Source organism: Harryflintia acetispora (assembly GCA_004340125.1).
In the GTDB taxonomy this organism is placed as follows: domain Bacteria; phylum Bacillota; class Clostridia; order Oscillospirales; family Ruminococcaceae; genus Harryflintia; species Harryflintia acetispora.
The window spans coordinates 1-16463 of sequence record SLUK01000009.1 but is presented as its reverse complement, the minus strand read 5'-3'; the positions used below and the strand labels follow the sequence as shown (position 1 = coordinate 16463).

Sequence of the window (16463 nt, the reverse complement as noted above, 5' to 3'; positions counted from 1 at the left end):
AAACGTCCCAGGGTATTGCAACAGCAGGATGAACCCCTTCACCCTGCTGTCAAATCAGTTCAGCCCAGCGCCTCCATAAAGACCTCGTAGCTCGCCACATCCGCGGGCGGCACGATTGCGCCGCCGGAAATCTGGGTGCCCAGGCGCTCCATGCGGCTGACGACGTCCTCCGGCACCTTGACCGAGCAGTCCAGCTTGAGGCAATTCTCAGCCAGCCCCAATGAAAGGGTTTCCCCGCCCTTGCTCCCCGCAAGGTAGCGGTTCGCCGTCTCGCACATCGCGTTCCCCACCTGCTTGACCGCCACGGCCAGCATGCCGTCCACCCGGTCGGTGCGGTCGGCGCAGATCACATACCGGCCGCTGTCCAGCGCCGCTTTGAGCGCCGCGTCCACATCGTCGAGCGCGAAGACCACCTGCGCCCGATCCCCGAACAGCCCGGCGGCCAGCTCTCCCGCGCTGGAGTCTGTGTCCTCGGCGTAGCGGACCGCCACCTCGATCGTCCTGCCCTGCTCCCTGGCGCCGAAGGCGGCGCCGGCGCGGTAACCGTATTCATATTCCTCGCTGCGCGCATCCCGCGCCTGTGCGACGAAGCCGACCTTGCCGCCCTGTGGCATATAAGAGGCGACATAGCCCGCCAGGAAAGCGCTCTCCTGGCTGCGGAAGGTCACCCCATAGACGTTCGGCATGGGCGCGCCGGGGTCGGCATCGAGCAGTGCGAAGCTGGTGCCGGAGTGCTCCTGCGCCGCGTAGAGGAGCGGGTCGCCCATCTCCTTGCCGACGGCGAAGACCAGCTTCTGCCCCGCGAGCTTATTAAGGCTGTCCCGGTATTCTTCGCTCGATTGGCTGTCCTGCTGCTTGGCGCTTGCCGACAGTTTTTTCTTCACTGTCTCGAGGCCCTGCACCGCCTGCGCTCCCACGCCGCCGTCCGCCTGCGCGGGCGTCGCGAGTCCGACGCTGAGCTTCCCTTTGCAGCCGCCCAGCGAAACCGCCAGCACGACCGCCAGCAGCAAAGTCATGATCCGTTTCATGGTTGTCCCCCCAAAGTTGACGGCGCGCACCCAAAAAGCGCGCCTTTCGCTTGTGCGCTCCTGACAATGGGTAGCTGGATCCAAAACAGGGCCAGCCCTCCATGACGGGCGCTTTTCTCTGTTTGCATAGCCGGGCGTTCCAAGGGATTGGCCCGGGCAATCAACTGGATTTATTATAATACAGATTGCCATAATTTACAACTTCTATTCTAACTTTCGCTGCGGTTTCAGCAGCCGGACGCGTGGAAAAATCTTCGGAAGCGTCTTGACAAGTTTTTGGGGTGATGCTATAATCAATCATGCTGATTGCGGCTCGTCCCTTTTGGGGATTTTGCCGGCAGCATATAAAATGCGGATATGGCGGAATTGGCAGACGCGCTAGATTCAGGTTCTAGTGGGGGCGACTCTGTGCAGGTTCAAGTCCTGTTATCCGCACCAGATTTTATTGAAAGAAGTCGACTGCTTTTTAGCAGTCGACTTCTTTTGTTTTATATTACTGCTTAATCCATTCTATAGGGTCTTGAAGTGCGCTTTTGGAATGATCCGGTGTTTCACGGCAACAATATTAACACTTAAGCAACGAAAGCGGCGGGTGAAAATGGACATTTTTGAGAACTATCTGCTCCAAATAGAAAACCAGGATCACCGCGCCCTTTTGCGAAAAACTCTGCATTGGGTCCAGAAGTCTTTTCCCCCATTGGAGCCGCGGATCGCATGGAATCAGCCGATGTTTACCGATCACGGCACGTTCATCATTGGATTCAGCATTGCAAAGCGGCATTTCACCGTCGCGCCGGAGGCAAAGGGGATGGAACGCTTCTCAAGCGAAATTGAAAGAGCCGGATACAGCCAAACGCCAAATCTGTTCCGTATCAAATGGGGCGAACCGGTCGATTATCCGCTGCTGGAACGCATAATCCAATTCAACCGGGAGGATAAGGCGGATTGTCCGACCTTTTGGCGAAAATCGGAAGTATCCCGTCAATAGGTACTCCCTGTCCTATTGGTGCTTATGAATCCATCCATATCTATCCGGTATTCCGACACCGTCCGAGGATAATTGACAAAAATACGCTCTGCCTTTACAATGAATCAAAAATAGGAGGTGGAGAGATGCCAGCGGGATTGGCTCGCTATATGATGCAACTGCGCATGGAATCGAAAGCAAAGGAGAATCAAAACAAACCGCCAATTACTTCTCCAGACGTCGTCCAGACGACGGCCTTCTTATTTTCCAAAAAATCGAGTCATGTTGGTGACAGCGGTAAACTCCTATTGGCCAAGCGAAAAACCGACCGAAACGACCGCTACCTTGTGAAACATGAATTTGCAGATTGTGCGTGCAACAAGTTTGTTTATACCAATTCAAGGAGAAACGGCGCCGCAGTCTCCTCGTGCTCGCGCAGTGTTCCAGCATTCGTCTTTGTATCTCCACCGCATTCATGATTTCCACCGCCATCGACGCGGCAATAGATTGCCGTCAGGTTTTTCTGCATACCCCCCTCCTCTTTTTCCTTTTATGAAGACCCCTTTCGCTATATGATGGAAACGGAGCTTCCGAGAAAATAGAAAGCAGGGACCGCACACCGTTTCGGTGTGCGGTCCCTGCTTTCTACCCACTAGCCTTCCCGCTTATTAACCGGAAAGAGTACGCCGGTCTGCAGCTCTTCGGGGTCCCCCACCTCGTTTTCATCCCGCAGGTACCGCTCGATGGCTGGCCCGCAGACCTCGTAATCCGGGTGAGACGACAGCCACGCCCCGATGGCCTCGTAGGCGTAGCGGATGGTCTCATACGGCCCGGTGTGGGTGACCGCGGCACAGAGCGAGGCGGGCAGCGTTTTCACGTCCGGGTGCTCTCCCGCCACCTCGACCTGGGCCTCCACGTCCGCCTGCTCATAGGAAAACTCCTCCCCCAGGCAGACAAGCTGGGTGGCGCCGCTGCGGCGCAGTCCCCGCCGCTCCATTTCGCGGTAGAGCTCCGAGAACAGCTCGTGCACCTCGCCGATGGCGATGGTGCGCCGCAGCCCCAGCACCCGCCGGGATGGTGTCTCCATTAAAATGACATGGTATCTTGACAAATTGATTCCCTCCATTTTGCTCATGTCCTCCTCCATCCGGCGAAGGGCGCGCCGCAGCTCGCCCAGCTCCCGGTAGGCCGTCACCCGCCGGCGCTGGACGGCGACAGCCAGCTCTTGAGGCCCAAGCTCCAGTAGCACCCCGATCTCAGTGAGTGAAAAGCCATAGCCTTTGAGCGTCTCAATTTTATGCACCCTGGCGAGCTGATCCGCTTCATAATAGCGGTAGCCGTTTTCGCTTCCGGTGCTAGCCGGGTGCAGCAGCCCGAGGCGGTCGTAATGCCGCAGCATCCGCGCGCTGACCTGGCACAGCCTGGAAAATTGCCCGATGGTGAACATCGCTTTCTCCTTTCTTCTATCCTGAACCGGTCCATAAGGAGAGGATACACCTTGTCATATTGTCAAGGTCAAGAGGGAATCGAGAAAAATTTATAAGCTAGCGGATTTCATATTTAAACCGGTCCCCCAGCACGATCTGCCGGGTGCGGTGGACCGGGATGTCCGGCTCTTCGAACATCAGCTCGCGCACCAGCAGTACCGGCGTGCGTTTTTTGACCCCGAGCTGGGAAGCCTCCCACTCGTTTGCCCGCGCGATTTCGATGCTCTTGCTCGGGCGCAGCCGGGTGATCCCGAAGCGGGAAGTCAGCAGCGCGTAGATCGACTCGTGCTCCAGATCCTCCTTGATCAGTGGGCAGAAGCGCTCGGTGAAGAAATTTTCTTCGAGCACGACCGGCACTCCGTCGGCATAGCGCAGCCGGTGCAGGTAGAGGATCCGGCTGTCAGAAGCGACCCCGAGCTCGCGCACGTCCTCCTCCCCGGCGGGCCTGATCGCCACCGAGATCAGCTTGGCCCCCGGCACCACCCCGTTGCGCTGGCAGACCGAGGTAAAGCTGAGGTTTTCCATAATGTTTTCCCCGATCTTGGGGTTGCACACATAGGTGCCCTTCCCCTGCCGTCGGGTGAGGTGCCCCTCTTCCACCAGCTCGGTGAGCGCCTTGCGCACCGTCACCCGGCTGACGCCGTAGTGGTCGCTCAGCTCCATTTCGGTTGGCACCCGTTCTCCCCGGCGCAAGGAACCGGCGTTGATTTGCGAGAGCAGGTCCTCCTTGAGCTGCTTATAGAGCGGGGTGGAGGAATGTTCATCCAGCATGGTCCGCTTCTCCTCTCATTTGCACAATTTATTAGTGCAATAAATTTATAATACAATTAGTTGTATTTGTATTATATAATTTTTATAATCCAAAATCAATTGGATAAAAAGAATAAATATATTAAAATTAATTAAATTAAACTGGATGATATTCTAAATTTTAAAAAACCTCTTTACAAATAAATTGTATCTATGATATTATCTGATCGTAGAACAATACATACATCGCATGAAGGAGGAAATGAAATGTTCAATTTTGACATTCCCCGGTATGAAAAGGTCGTCGGCGACGCGCTCGCGCTGCGCCCCGAAATCGAGAAGGCGGCGGACGAGATCAGCAAGCAGGGCTACTCCAACATCTTCTTTATCGGCTGCGGCGGCACCTATGCGCACTCCCTGCCGCTCAAGTACATGCTGGACACCCAGTCCGAGATCGAGTCCCACTCGGTGATCGCCGCGGAGTTCATGCTCATGGGCCACAAGAAGTTCTCGAAGGACAGCGTCTGCGTCTTCTCCACCCGCTCGGGCAACACCAAGGAGATCGTGGCGGCCGCCAAGTTCTGTAAGGACGCCGGCGCCAGAGTGGTGATGTACGTCTCGAACGCCGGGACCCCGGCCTGCGAGTACGCGGATTACCTCTTCTGCTCCTTCGCCGAGGACGACGTGCTCTGCGAAGCGATCTACCTGACCAACATCCCCTTCGTTGCGCGTATGATGTATAACGCGGGCGCTTTCCCGAAGTATGAGCAGTTCGCCGACCAGCTGCAGAAAATCACCCCCTACCTGATCAAGGGCAAGGAGCTCTATGAGGACCGCTGCAAGGCGATGGCCGAGCATCACAAGGACACCGATTACCATATGGTCATCGGCGGAGGCAACCTCTGGGGCGAGGCGTACGACTACGCGATGTGCATCCTCGAGGAGATGCAGTGGATCAAGACCAAGTCCATCCACGCCGCCGAGTTCTTCCATGGCACCTTGGAGCTCGTCGAGGAGGACACCAGCCTGATCCTCTTCTTCGGCGAGGACGAGACCCGTCCGCTGATGGACCGTGTCCTCAACTTTGCCAAGAAGATCACCAAGGAGATCAACATCTTCGACACCAAAGAGGTCGAGCTGCCCCTGGACGAGGAGTTCCGCAAATACATCTCCCCGATGATCGTCTACACCATCACCGAGCGCCTGAGCTGCCACCTCGAGCATGTGCGCAACCATCCGCTGACCACCCGGCGCTACTACCGCCAGATGGAATATTAATCGGTCCTTACCGGTGTTTTCGGGAAGCCGCGAGCCCAAGCTCGCGGCTTCCCTTTTCGTCTGCCGGAGCGCCAGGCAGCATGGACGCGCTGCCCGCCGGCGGGCCGATGCAATCTGGACTTTCCGGGGGAACTATGCTAGAATTTTGCCGGGAGGGGGAGGGTGCGCTTGAAATGTCCGATCTGTAGTATGACGGCGTGGAGTGCGCCAGCTGCGGCTACCGCTCCACAGAGCCGAAGGAGCGTGGGGAGGCTTTCTCCTGCCCGGGCTGCGGCGCGGCGGGCAGGGGCGCGTTCTGCCAGTACTGCGGCGGCCCGGCCCCGAAGAAGGAAGAGCGGCCCGCAACGAAGGAAGCGGAGCAGCCCCCGGCAAAGGGCGTTTACTCCTGTCCGAACTGCGGAACCAAAAGCACCGGGCGTTTTTGCTCGAACTGCGGGTTCGCCATCGACGCCATCTCCCCGCCAGAGCCGGTCCTGCCGGCGGCGCCTGTAAAAAACGTCTATACCGCGCGGGAAAACGTGCATAAACCCGCGGCGCCCGCGCTTATGATTAGCAGGAGGAACCGTGGTCCGCCTTCGTCCTCTGCCTGTTTGCGGGCGGTTTTGGCTTCCACAGGTTTTATGTGGGCAAGACCGGGACCGGGCTGTTATACTTCTTCACCGGAGGCCTGTTCCTGGCCGGCTGGATCTGCGACCTGATCTGTATTTTGACCGGCATATTCAGGGACGGTGAAGGGAAATATCTGAAGTAGAAACGTTGAACGCGGGAGGAGGGCCAAGGTTTGGCCTTCCTCCCAATATCTTGTGCGTAGGCGGTCGGAAAGGAGAGAGCGTGTGGCAAGGGATATCTGTGCGGTGGCGCTGGCGGGCGGCGGCTCGCGGGGGGCCTATCAGGCGGGGGTCTACCAAGCTTTGCAGGAGTGCGGGATCGGGTTCCAGATCGTGACCGGCACCTCGGTGGGCGCGCTCAACGGCGCGATGATGGTGCAGGGGGACCTCGGGGAGATGCTCACCCTCTGGCAGAGGATCACCGCGCAGGACGTGGCCAACGTGGACATCGACAAGGCGATCGAGAGCCCGGTGGCGGGCGCGGTCTACGCCGAGTTTTTAAAGAAGGCGGTGCGCAGCGGCGGGGTGGATATCTCGGGGCTCGAGGCCCTCATGCGCGCGGTGGTGGACGAGGAGCGCTTCTTTCGCTCCCCCACCGACTTCGGGCTGGTGACGGTGGAGTATCCCTCCCTGCACCCGGTGGTGATGAAAAAGCGGGACATCCCGCGTGGGAGGCTCTGCGACTACCTGATCGCCTCGGCCTCCTGCTTCCCCGCCTTCCCGGTCCACCAGATCGGCGAGAGCCGGTTCATCGACGGCTCCTATCACGACTACCTGCCGATCAACGTGGCGGTGGAGCTGGGGGCCACCCGGGTGATCGCGGTGGATCTCGAGGCGGTCGGGCTGCGCCAGCGCCCGAGGATTGCGCCGGAAAACCTGACCATGATCCGGCCCTCCCACCCGCTCGGGCCCTTTTTGATGTTCGAGCCGGACAGTGCGCGGCGCAACATCCGCCTGGGCTACCTCGATGCGCTGCGCGCCTTCGGCAAGGCCGAGGGCGGCTGGCTGACCTTCCGCGCGGGGGAGATCGAGGCGCTGCGGCAGCGGCTGCACCCAATGCTGGAGAAGGCCGCGCAGCTGCTCGGCGAGCCGGACGGGGAATCCCTCTGGCGGCTGCTCTTCGAGCGGCAGCTGCAGCAGATCCGCCAGAGGGAGGGCGACTGGTTCGAGCGCGCGGTGCTCGACCTGGGGGAGTGGTACGCGCTGGACGACGAGGCGCTCTACACCGCCGACGGCTTTTGCTATGAGCTGCTGCTGCGCTTCAACGCCGGGGAGGCGGGCGAGAGCGCGGAGATCGCCGAGGTGCTCTCCCGGGCGGGCAGCGCGGTCCAGCTCGCGCAGCAGGCCGCCGAGTTCGGCCACCAGCGGCTGGTGGCGCACCTCTACGCGGGGATCCGTGACTTTTCCTATGGGAACGGCGAGCGCGGGGCGCTTTGCCGGGGGGCGGCCGTGCTGCAGCGCGAGGCGGCGTGCGCCATGCTGCTCTTCGCGCTCAAGCGCACCCTGGCGCAGGAAATATAAGAAGACATAAAGAGATTGGCCCGGCCCCCTTGCGGGCTGGGCTGTAAAAATGTTATAATTTGATTGTCTTTGAGCGCACTGCCTTTGTTGAAATTTTAGTACCTTAGGGGGTCGTATTGATATGGATGTCCAGGACATTAAGAAAATTCTGAACGCGACGGTTTACTGCGGGGAGGAATTCCTCGAGCGCGAGGTACATACCGCCTGCGGTTCCGACATGATGAGCGACGTGCTCGCCTTCGTCAAGGACCAGTCGGTGCTGCTCACCGGGCTGGTCAACTCCCAGGTGGTGCGCACCGCCGAGATGATGGACATGGTCTGTATCGTCTTCGTGCGGGGCAAGCGCCCGGACGAGACGATGATCACACTGGCCAAGGACTACGGGATCGTCCTGATGAGCACCGGACTGCGCATGTTCACCGCCTGCGGCCTGCTCTATGAAAACGGGCTGAAAGGCGGGTGCAACGCCTAGTGTCGGAGCCAATTAAATTATCCTATCACGTCCCGGGGGATGACTTCACCCGCGCGGGCGAGGCTTCCAGCGCGGTCAAAAAGACCCTGAAAAAGCTGGGCGTCCATCCCGACGTGGTGCGCCGGGTGGCCATCGCGATGTACGAGGGCGAGATCAACATGGTGATCCACGCCCACGGTGGGGAGATCGAGGTGGAAATCCACCCCGACATCGTCAAGATGGAGCTGCGGGACACCGGCCCCGGGATCGAGGACATCTCCTTGGCCATGCAGGAAGGGTACTCCACCGCGCCCGACGAGGTGCGCAACCTCGGGTTCGGCGCGGGCATGGGATTGCCCAACATGAAAAAATACACCGACGACATGCGCATCGAAAGTGAGCTGGGCGTCGGCACCACCGTCTGGATGACGGTGAAGAACGAATAAAACGTGCGGGCGCGCCCCAGGCGGCGGGCCCTACGAAAGGGAAAAGGTGGGTGTTGCTTTGATGGAAAGCTATTTCCATTCAGTTACGCTCGACAGGGATGCGTGCAAGGGCTGCACGCACTGCGTGAAGCGCTGTCCGACCGAGGCCATCCGGGTGCGCGGCGGGAAGGCCAAGATCATCAGGGAGCGCTGCATCGACTGCGGGGAATGTATCCGGGTCTGCCCCCATCACGCAAAGCAGGCGATCTTCGACCCCCTCTCGGTGATCGACAGGTTCCAGTATAAAATCGCGCTGCCGCCGCCGGCGCTCTATGGGCAGTTCAACAATCTGGACGATGTGGACATCCTGCTCAACGCCCTGAAGATGATGGGCTTCGACGACGTGTTCGAGGTGGCGCGCGCCGCCGAGATCGTCTCGGACGCGACCAGGCGGATGATGAGCACCGGGCTGCTGCCCCGCCCGGTCATCTCCTCCGCCTGCCCGGCGGTGGTGCGCCTGATCCGGGTGCGCTTCCCCGAGCTGATTCATAATATCCTTCCCATCCACGCCCCCATCGAGGTGGCGGCGCGCATGGCCAAACGGGAGGCCGCGCAGCGCACCGGGCTGCCGGCCGATCAGATCGGCGCCTTCTTCATTTCGCCCTGCCCGGCCAAGGTCACGGCGGTGCGCATGCCGCTGGGCTCCAGGCGCTCGGCCGTGGACGGGGTGGTCGCGGTGCGGGACGTCTACCCCAAGCTGATCCATCTGATGAAGGAGGTCAGCCTCCCCGAGGAGATGGCCGGCTCCGGCCGCATGGGGATGGGCTGGGGCTCCTCGGGCGGCGAGGCGGCGGCCCTGCTCAACGAGCGCTACCTCGCGGCGGACGGGATCGAGAACGTGATCAGCGTTTTGGAGGATTTGGAGGACAACAAGTTTACCGACCTCGACTTCGTCGAGCTCAACGCCTGCAGCGCCGGGTGCGTGGGCGGGGTGCTCAACGTCGAGAATCCCTATATCGCCAAGGCCAAGCTGAAAAGGATCCGCAAGTACCGCCCGGTGAGCTGCAACCACATCGAGGACGAGGTGCCGCGCGAGGTGAAGTTCGACCAGGCGGTCGAATACCAGCCGGTGATGGAGCTCGACCCGGACATCCGGGTGGCGATGGAGAAGCTCGGGCGGATGCAGGCCATCGAGCAGAGCCTGCCTGGGGTGGATTGCGGCTCCTGCGGGGCGCCGACCTGCCGGGCGCTGGCCGAGGACGTGGTGCGCGGCTTCGCCAGCGAGGACGACTGCATCTACCGCCTGCGGGAGATGCGCGAGGCGATCGAACGGCTCCAGGAGAGCCAGAGCGCCATCAAGGAGTAGGAGGTCTACAGTCATGAAACAGGTAAGCGAGCTGGCAAAGGCTCTGGGCTTCGAGGTGGTCAGCCCCGGGGAGGACCCGCACCGGGAGGTCAGCGGCGGGGTCTACTGCTGCGACCTGCTCTCGATTGCGATGGGCCGCGCCAGGAGCGACGGGGTCTGGGTGACGGTGATGGCCAACGTCAACGCGGTGGCGGTGGCGGTGCTCTGCGATGTGGCCTGCGTGGTGATCGCCGAGGGGATGGCGATCGACGAGACGACCAGGCAGAAGGCGGTTGACCAAGGGGTCTGCCTGCTGCACACCGACCTGCCCATCTACGACGCCGCCAAGGCGGCCGACCGGTTTTTGAGCGATGAAGCTTAGCTACGATTTACATATCCACTCCTGCCTCTCGCCCTGCGGGGACAACGACATGACGCCCAACAACATCGTCAACATGGCGATCCTCAACGGGCTTGACGTCATCGCGCTCACCGACCACAACTCCTGCAAGAACTGCCCGGCCTTTTTGGAGGCGGCGCAGCGCAGCGGGATTCTGGCCATCCCCGGCATGGAGCTGTGCACCAGTGAGGAAATCCACGTCGTCTGCCTCTTCCCGGAGCTCAGGCAGGCGATGGCTTTCGATCGGGAGGTCTACCAATACGTCCCGCCCATCCAAAACGACCCGCGTATCTTCGGCGAGCAGCTGATCCTGGACGGGGAGGATCGGCAGATCGGGCAGGAGGAGCGCCTGCTCATCAACGCTTCATCCATCCCGATCGACGGGGTGGGTCCGCTCGTTTCGCGCTTCGGCGGCTTCTGCTTCCCGGCGCATGTGGACAAGGACGCCTACAGCGTGCTCTCCAGCCTCGGGTTCATCCCGCCGGAATGCGGCTTCACCACGGTTGAGGTTAAAAATCCCGACCGTTTTTTTGCCGTGCCGGAGAACCTGCAAAAGATCAAGGGCATGCTGGCGGTGACCGATTCGGACGCGCATTATCTCTGGGACATCGCGGACGGGCAGCGTTTTCTGGACCCGCAGGCCTGCAGCGCGCGCAGCGTGCTGGAATACCTGCGCCGCGGCGGGGCATAATGGTTTTGTTCCTTTCTGTAGAAAAACAAAATTAGGGGTTGATTTCCCCGGAGAAATCCAGTATAATAATTAGGCGTGATAAAAAGCATGCGGTGGACAAGCCCGCCGCGCACAGAATTGAATCGTTATATATGGAGATGTCGCCTAGCTGGTCGAGGGCGCACGACTGGAAATCGTGTAGGCGTCAAAAGCGTCTCGAGAGTTCGAATCTCTCCATCTCCGCCATATTTTGTCGAAAGAAGCCGAATGCTGAAAAGCAGTCGGCTTCTTTTTTAAAATATAACCCTACGTATAGTTTCAAGTGATAGTTTGAAACTCTTTTCCTCAACGTATAAAATATAGGCAAAACCAAAGAAACTTCGAGGGTTCAAGTCCTCGGAATAAGCAAAACATTATGACATTACCCTGCCCAAGAGCCAAAGATGAAAATTATTTATTTCAATCTATTCGCAGAAATATACGTAATATTTAGTTAATCTTAGTTTTTCGATACATCAATCGAAAAATTTGATTTAACATCTTGACAAAGGAGTAATATTTTGCTAGAATAATCCCAGAAAGGAGTGAATTAGATGGATAACATAATTTTAAAATCCTTGTCCGTCGAGAACTTCGCTTCGTTCGCTGAGTTGAGTGAGTTTACAACGGAAACGGATTCAAGCAAAAAGGAGTACCTAGATAATACATTCATAAATGGAGATATACGCTTCAATAAAGTTTCTTTTCTCTATGGTGCCAATGGTTCAGGGAAGACTTTTTTTTGTAAAATTCTTAGAGAGATACAACGACTCTTAACCTTATCTCCGCTACTTGCCGCACCCAATAGCTCACAGTTTCTCTCAACGCCACAAGTTAAGGGATTAGACGTTCCGGTAAAGCCTTTTGTATTCGACATCCATTACAGAGAAAAACCAACTACCTTTAAAATTGATATTGTTATGTCTGCCATTACGTATCACTATGAATTTTCAGTTCAGGGGAAGACAGTTGTAAGAGAACTTCTCACCAAAAAATATCGCCGGACAGAAAAACTCATAGAACGTACATCACCTTTATTTAAAGACATAATATTACGTTCGGAGTTAAAAGGGTTCGAATCTGCCAAACAGACAGTGAAGCCAGAAGCACTTTGCCTCCCAGTTGCTGCAATGTTGAACAATTCACTAGCAGACCAACTCAATACTGCTATCTGTGGCATTCAAGTTGTAAGTATGGCCGCAGGCCGTCTAAATCCCCTCAACCCTAAAAAAACCTTTACAAAGGAGCGTATAGACAAATATATACGCATTATCCAAAAAGCAGATCCTACAATCCGTAATATAAATGTATCCTCTTCTGAGGAAGAAATCGCTCGTCAGAAAATTGATGTCGATGATTTTGAAAACAGAGAGATAATTGCCACAAAAACAACTGTTAGTGTCGATACGAAACATGTTGTATACAACAATGGTGTGGAACAAGAAGAGCAAGCACCCATTACTTTTTTTGCAGAAGAGTCCCTGGGAACTATAAAACTTTTTACAGCTTTACCCTATCTCTATGATGTTTTAGAATCAGGCGGTGTTCTTATTATAGATGAACTAGAAAATGGATTGCATCTCTCGCTTGCAAAAGAAATAATTAATCTATTTAACAGCGAGAGCAGCAATCCTAAACATGCACAACTTATATGCACCTCCCATCAGCCTCTTTTGCTAGATGGAAATTACCGGCGTGACCAGGTATGGGTTTCAATTAAAGACTCTTTTGGACAATGTTCGTTGCACAGACTGAGCGGATTACAGACCCCTCGTGCTAAAGTAAACCTGACAACGCAAATTTTAAAAGGTGCTTTTGGATGTAATCCCAAACTGTTTTTTGACAATAACACATAATGAGTAAAAGAAAAGACACCAAGCTGCAACTTGGTGTCCTGCGGGACGACAGAAGCACAGGATGTTGTACTTTGTCATAATGCTTATTCATTGTACCACGCTTAAATCCTGATTGCAATATGAAATCTGTGTCCAGAAAGGAAAATAAACGCAGGCTTTTTCTTAAAATGTGATGATATAGATTATTATTTTATAAAGAAGGTAGAAAATGATTATTAAGTACAAATATTACATCTGTCGCTGTGGCAAAAAAGTTATTCCCGTTACTAATCCATCTAAATGCCCTCATTGTGGGCGCATTATCCGTTTAAAGTGAGGTGCATATTATGAGTAAAGACCAACATGTAACTCCTCATCCCGCTGGCGGTTGGCAGGTTAAAGGCGCAGGAAATTTACGAGCAACTGTTCGCACTTCCACGCAAAAGGATGCCATCAATGTAGCACGCACGATTTCGCAGAATCAGGGCTCTGAATTAGTTATCCATCGTCCAAATGGCCAAATCAGGGATAAAGATTCGCATGGAAAAGATACTTTTCCACCTAAAGGTTAAATTACTTAAAAGCGGGAGGCCGAAGTATATACTTCGGCCTCCCGCTGTGAACATGAGCAACTTTACACCCCATTTCATTTTTGCTAAAATGGATTCGACGGTTCGCGGACTTAACTATCTGCGAACATTTACATCTCGTTTGTCCGCTAAAGACACAATCCCGCTTAGAGCCATTCTAAGCGGGATTTCTTTATTTAAAAGCCACTCACAATGATTAACGAACGTATAGAGGCGGGAACAGCGGCGCCGGCGGGATCGGGGTTATTTCCCCCACCATTCGCTGCCCAACCTGCAAGGGCCAGCGGACCGCTCATATCGCTCAAAGACACGCCCACGCGCTTCCTGGATATCATGCCGGACGCGAGACATGTCGCGCGGGGCGGGGGCTCCTGGACCTCCGGGGAGTCTTCTGGCGCCGCCATGGCCTTTGATCCCATGCGCTTGCGGAAAACCATGCAAACGTGCTTCAACGCAGCTAAAAAACAGAACGGCGTAACCTCAATAGAGGTTACGCCGTTGAGGTCTGCCGCATTGCAGCGCAGCCCCTGGTTTCTTTTTACTGGAATTCACAGTGTGGGGCGCCGGGTCATGAAACACTTGATGACCCGATGGTCAGCGTCTCCTGGGCGGAGGTATAGCCCAACACGGAGGCGGAGAACCGGTAGGAGCCCGGCACCGTCAACGCGTTGGCCGTAATCGTCATCCTCGCTTCATTCCGTAAGAACCTTTCGATATTGACAGACGCGGCGGGCTCTCTGTCCCATGTGATCTTTAGGCTGGTAGCGTCCGGGACACCCTGCGCAGTGATGGTATACATTACGTTGTCGCCGATTCTATCCGTCATCGTGCCGCTCCCGCTGATGATAACCTGCCTACTCTGGACGGTGTACCAGTCGGAGCGGACGTTGCCGCTGGTATCCCCCTTACCCTCCACGCGCACCCGAACTTCATCCCCCGCCTTCACGTCGGTCCCGTCGATATAGAGCGAGGAATCCGTCTCGCCGCCGAGGGCGCTCATACCGCCGGATGTCCGCACGAACCACTGGTAGCCCGCGCGGCCGTACGGCCACGCATAGCGGTAGGACACCTGTGCGTCCACCGTCTTGCCCACACTCACGTCGCCGACAATGCTTACGCCGGTGATGTAGTTTTTATTATTGAGACTCTGGACGGTGTACCAGTCGGAGAAGGCGCTGCCGCCGGTATCCCCCTTGCCTTCCACGCGCACCCGAACTTCATCACCCACCTTCACGTCGGTCCCGTCGATATAGAGCGAGGAATCCGTCTCGCCGCTGAGGGGATACACGCTGCCGGCGGATGTCCGCACGTACCACTGGTAGCCCGCGCGGCCGTACGGCCACGCGTAGCGGTAGGACACCTGTGCGTTCACCGTCTTGCCCACATTCATGTCGCCGACAATGCTTACGCCGGTGATGTAGTTTTCATCATCGCGGCGGTTACCGTCACTGCGGGAGGAGGACGGGCTTTCCGCCCTGCCGCCCGCGATCCGGTTCACTTGCGGGACGTTTGAGCCAAAGGTCGCTTTGAGGGCGGCTCCGCGATTGTTGAGTGATACCAGGCCGACCTCGGCGTTCCTCTGGAGTGAAGCTACTGCTGGTCCGTTCATCGCGACATGACCGGCTCGTCCGTAGATGAACGCCGTTCCAGAGAAGTTGAGGTTAAAGGTTTCCACGCTCGCATCGGATTTCAGGTAGAAGCGCGTATCACCGAGGGAGGCGTTGAGCGTGATCGTGTCGAAAGTGCCGGAGAGTGCAAGCTGAATACTCGTGCCCAACGCGATTTTGCGGTCGTCGCCATTTTTGTCCGTAAAGCGCACGCAGAGCTGCCCTGTAGGCTCATAGCGGTAGAAAGCAATGTCGAACCCTTCGCCGCCCACGGCGAAACTGCCGGTCTGGACGCCGCCCTGGCGGATGGTTAGCGTATCGCCGGAGAGGGTCAGAAAACAGATTTCAGCCTGTGGCTCCGGCAAGGCCGCAATCGCGCTGGAGCCGAAAGCGCATACCATCATTACCGCTGTAAGCAGACACCACAGGCAACGCGTACTTCTTCTCATTTGAATCATTTTCATTGGCACCTCTTTTCAAATCGTTGCCCGCAGCGTATATCGCGGGACTGGCGTTTATTATCCATACAGCACCCCATTTCCAATTATAGTTTGGATTGCCGTCAATTTCCTTGTCATCCTCTCCGCCTTCCCCCCGTCTCGTGCCGTCGACACGGGCAGTGAATTCAGGAGCGGGAAAAATGCCGCCAGCAAAGCAATCATTGGATTTGGAGAAGTCCTTTCAGTTTGTTAATAAAATGCGTCATTTATCGCGCTGCGAATTTTTCAGTCAGACGCTTTCCACACACCGCGCGCTCCATCTGTAAAATTCTCCTGACTTCATTATAGGAAAAAACCCCTCGGATTTCAATAAGCTGGCCGGGACTTGCAATTTTTGGCCGAAAATAGCATTGACAAAATGGTCTTGACAGAGAAATAATTTCAGTGCCGGGGAAGGAGCCTTATTATTTGAAAGCCATGGCGTGGTCGAGGCTGGTAGTCACAAACACCAGGGCAACCTGCCGGTCCCTCTCCCGGATTTTTCCGGCGGTAGTAATGCCGGATCCCCCCTCCACATGTCTGATCCAACGTCCTCACTCTTGTCATCCGTAAAGCTGATGAACGTGTTGATATTTTCCAGCACCCGTGGCCCAGCAAACCGGTGCGGAATTTTTCTTATCTCCCACGAGGCCGTTTTCAGCACCGATCACGCCTTCATAATCAGCTTGAGGGTAGCGGAACAGGATGCACTGAAATTTCACGCCGTCCCATATCGTAAAGTGGTCGATGTAACTTTATCCGGATGCTCCCCGGCAACAGAGCAGGCCGTTGACTTTAGTCAACGGCCTGCTTTTTACACCCCGACCCATTGTCCCGATGCGGCGCTTTGGAAGGCGGCCTCGCAGAGCTCCATGTCCCGCGCCCCCGCCGCAAAGTCCGCGTAGTCCCGCCGCGCCCCGGGCTCCAACAGCGAGCGGTAAAACTGCTTAAACCCCTGGTAGAACGCCCCCGGGAACCCTTCG

Annotated in this window: 15 protein-coding genes, 2 tRNA genes and 1 pseudogene; 13 read left to right on the top strand and 5 right to left on the bottom strand. The window is 56.5% G+C overall.

Features of this window, described 5'->3' with window-relative positions; translation table 11 throughout:
- Positions 1 to 59 precede the first annotated feature (59 nt).
- The gene (locus EDD78_RS10195) at positions 60 to 1028 is read right to left on the bottom strand and encodes a BMP family ABC transporter substrate-binding protein (RefSeq protein WP_159448927.1); all 969 of its coding nucleotides are present in this window, start codon (positions 1026 to 1028) and stop codon (positions 60 to 62) included.
- Between the two features lie 351 nt (positions 1029 to 1379).
- On the opposite strand from EDD78_RS10195, the gene EDD78_RS10190 reads away from it, so the two are divergent.
- Together EDD78_RS10190 and EDD78_RS10185 are read left to right on the top strand one after the other, a co-directional pair.
- Positions 1380 to 1466 (top strand) — tRNA-Leu (locus EDD78_RS10190).
- Positions 1467 to 1626: 160 nt separating this feature from the next.
- Complete coding sequence (locus EDD78_RS10185; protein ID WP_079698610.1) at positions 1627 to 2016, top strand: iron chaperone; 390 nt, start codon at positions 1627 to 1629, stop codon at positions 2014 to 2016.
- A 367-nt stretch (positions 2017 to 2383) separates the two neighbouring features.
- Here EDD78_RS10185 and EDD78_RS14025 read toward each other — a convergent pair whose 3' ends face one another.
- The 3 genes from EDD78_RS14025 to EDD78_RS10175 all read right to left on the bottom strand — a co-directional run bounded on the left by EDD78_RS14025 (position 2384) and on the right by EDD78_RS10175 (position 4253).
- Complete coding sequence (locus EDD78_RS14025; protein WP_165873189.1) at positions 2384 to 2524, bottom strand: hypothetical protein; 141 nt, start codon at positions 2522 to 2524, stop codon at positions 2384 to 2386.
- A gap of 123 nt (positions 2525 to 2647) precedes the next feature.
- A complete protein-coding gene (locus EDD78_RS10180; protein WP_132084861.1) occupies positions 2648 to 3442 on the bottom strand; it encodes a MerR family transcriptional regulator in 795 nt (264 codons plus the stop codon).
- A 97-nt stretch (positions 3443 to 3539) separates the two neighbouring features.
- Positions 3540 to 4253, bottom strand: a complete 714-nt coding sequence (locus tag EDD78_RS10175) for a GntR family transcriptional regulator (protein WP_079698607.1) — start codon at positions 4251 to 4253, stop codon at positions 3540 to 3542.
- Between the two features lie 246 nt (positions 4254 to 4499).
- Between EDD78_RS10175 and EDD78_RS10170 the strand changes: the two genes are divergently transcribed.
- The 11 genes and pseudogenes from EDD78_RS10170 (at position 4500) to EDD78_RS10120 (ending at position 13376) form a co-directional block, all read left to right on the top strand.
- Positions 4500 to 5510 (top strand): SIS domain-containing protein, encoded by a 1011-nt coding sequence (locus EDD78_RS10170; protein WP_079698606.1) that lies wholly within the window; start codon positions 4500 to 4502, stop codon positions 5508 to 5510.
- A gap of 574 nt (positions 5511 to 6084) precedes the next feature.
- Positions 6085 to 6261, top strand: a pseudogene (locus EDD78_RS10165) (TM2 domain-containing protein); the annotation flags it as partial.
- Between the two features lie 82 nt (positions 6262 to 6343).
- The gene (locus tag EDD78_RS10160) at positions 6344 to 7639 is read left to right on the top strand and encodes a patatin-like phospholipase family protein (RefSeq protein ID WP_165873188.1); all 1296 of its coding nucleotides are present in this window, start codon (positions 6344 to 6346) and stop codon (positions 7637 to 7639) included.
- Positions 7640 to 7760: 121 nt separating this feature from the next.
- Entirely contained in the window at positions 7761 to 8111 is a 351-nt protein-coding gene (locus EDD78_RS10155; protein ID WP_079698602.1) for a DRTGG domain-containing protein, read from the top strand.
- Positions 8111 to 8536 carry an ATP-binding protein gene (locus EDD78_RS10150; protein ID WP_079698601.1) on the top strand — a complete coding sequence of 142 codons (426 nt, stop codon included), beginning with the start codon at positions 8111 to 8113 and terminating at the stop codon, positions 8534 to 8536. The genes EDD78_RS10155 and EDD78_RS10150 overlap by 1 nt, the downstream gene beginning before the upstream one ends.
- Positions 8537 to 8597: 61 nt before the next feature.
- The gene (locus EDD78_RS10145) at positions 8598 to 9881 is read left to right on the top strand and encodes a [Fe-Fe] hydrogenase large subunit C-terminal domain-containing protein (protein WP_079698600.1); all 1284 of its coding nucleotides are present in this window, start codon (positions 8598 to 8600) and stop codon (positions 9879 to 9881) included.
- A gap of 13 nt (positions 9882 to 9894) precedes the next feature.
- Positions 9895 to 10242, top strand: a complete 348-nt coding sequence (locus tag EDD78_RS10140) for a DRTGG domain-containing protein (RefSeq protein ID WP_132084859.1) — start codon at positions 9895 to 9897, stop codon at positions 10240 to 10242.
- Positions 10232 to 10951 carry a PHP domain-containing protein gene (locus EDD78_RS10135; RefSeq protein ID WP_132084858.1) on the top strand — a complete coding sequence of 240 codons (720 nt, stop codon included), beginning with the start codon at positions 10232 to 10234 and terminating at the stop codon, positions 10949 to 10951. Before EDD78_RS10140 ends, EDD78_RS10135 begins: the two co-directional genes overlap by 11 nt.
- A gap of 133 nt (positions 10952 to 11084) precedes the next feature.
- Positions 11085 to 11176 (top strand) — tRNA-Ser (locus EDD78_RS10130).
- A gap of 347 nt (positions 11177 to 11523) precedes the next feature.
- Complete coding sequence (locus tag EDD78_RS10125) at positions 11524 to 12825, top strand: AAA family ATPase (RefSeq protein ID WP_132084857.1); 1302 nt, start codon at positions 11524 to 11526, stop codon at positions 12823 to 12825.
- A 326-nt stretch (positions 12826 to 13151) separates the two neighbouring features.
- Positions 13152 to 13376: a DUF2188 domain-containing protein gene (locus EDD78_RS10120; protein ID WP_207668671.1), complete on the top strand. Its 225-nt coding sequence runs from the start codon at positions 13152 to 13154 to the stop codon at positions 13374 to 13376.
- Positions 13377 to 13962: 586 nt separating this feature from the next.
- Here the strand turns inward: EDD78_RS10120 and EDD78_RS10115 are convergent.
- On the bottom strand, positions 13963 to 15465 hold the full coding sequence (locus tag EDD78_RS10115) for a hypothetical protein (RefSeq protein WP_132084856.1): 1503 nt from the start codon (positions 15463 to 15465) through the stop codon (positions 13963 to 13965).
- Between the last annotated feature and the right edge of the window lie 998 nt (positions 15466 to 16463).

What these genes read in the sequence shown, in the direction of transcription:
- EDD78_RS10195 (WP_159448927.1), bottom strand. Translation starts at nt 1,028, where the DNA reads ATGAAACGGATCATGACTTTGCTGCTGGCGGTCGTGCTGGCGGTTTCG.
- EDD78_RS10185 (WP_079698610.1), top strand. Translation starts at nt 1,627, where the DNA reads ATGGACATTTTTGAGAACTATCTGCTCCAAATAGAAAACCAGGATCAC.
- EDD78_RS14025 (WP_165873189.1), bottom strand. Translation starts at nt 2,524, where the DNA reads ATGCAGAAAAACCTGACGGCAATCTATTGCCGCGTCGATGGCGGTGGA.
- EDD78_RS10180 (WP_132084861.1), bottom strand. Translation starts at nt 3,442, where the DNA reads ATGTTCACCATCGGGCAATTTTCCAGGCTGTGCCAGGTCAGCGCGCGG.
- EDD78_RS10175 (WP_079698607.1), bottom strand. Translation starts at nt 4,253, where the DNA reads ATGCTGGATGAACATTCCTCCACCCCGCTCTATAAGCAGCTCAAGGAG.
- EDD78_RS10170 (WP_079698606.1), top strand. Translation starts at nt 4,500, where the DNA reads ATGTTCAATTTTGACATTCCCCGGTATGAAAAGGTCGTCGGCGACGCG.
- EDD78_RS10155 (WP_079698602.1), top strand. Translation starts at nt 7,761, where the DNA reads ATGGATGTCCAGGACATTAAGAAAATTCTGAACGCGACGGTTTACTGC.
- EDD78_RS10145 (WP_079698600.1), top strand. Translation starts at nt 8,598, where the DNA reads ATGGAAAGCTATTTCCATTCAGTTACGCTCGACAGGGATGCGTGCAAG.
- EDD78_RS10140 (WP_132084859.1), top strand. Translation starts at nt 9,895, where the DNA reads ATGAAACAGGTAAGCGAGCTGGCAAAGGCTCTGGGCTTCGAGGTGGTC.
- EDD78_RS10135 (WP_132084858.1), top strand. Translation starts at nt 10,232, where the DNA reads ATGAAGCTTAGCTACGATTTACATATCCACTCCTGCCTCTCGCCCTGC.
- EDD78_RS10125 (WP_132084857.1), top strand. Translation starts at nt 11,524, where the DNA reads ATGGATAACATAATTTTAAAATCCTTGTCCGTCGAGAACTTCGCTTCG.
- EDD78_RS10120 (WP_207668671.1), top strand. Translation starts at nt 13,152, where the DNA reads ATGAGTAAAGACCAACATGTAACTCCTCATCCCGCTGGCGGTTGGCAG.
- EDD78_RS10115 (WP_132084856.1), bottom strand. Translation starts at nt 15,465, where the DNA reads ATGAAAATGATTCAAATGAGAAGAAGTACGCGTTGCCTGTGGTGTCTG.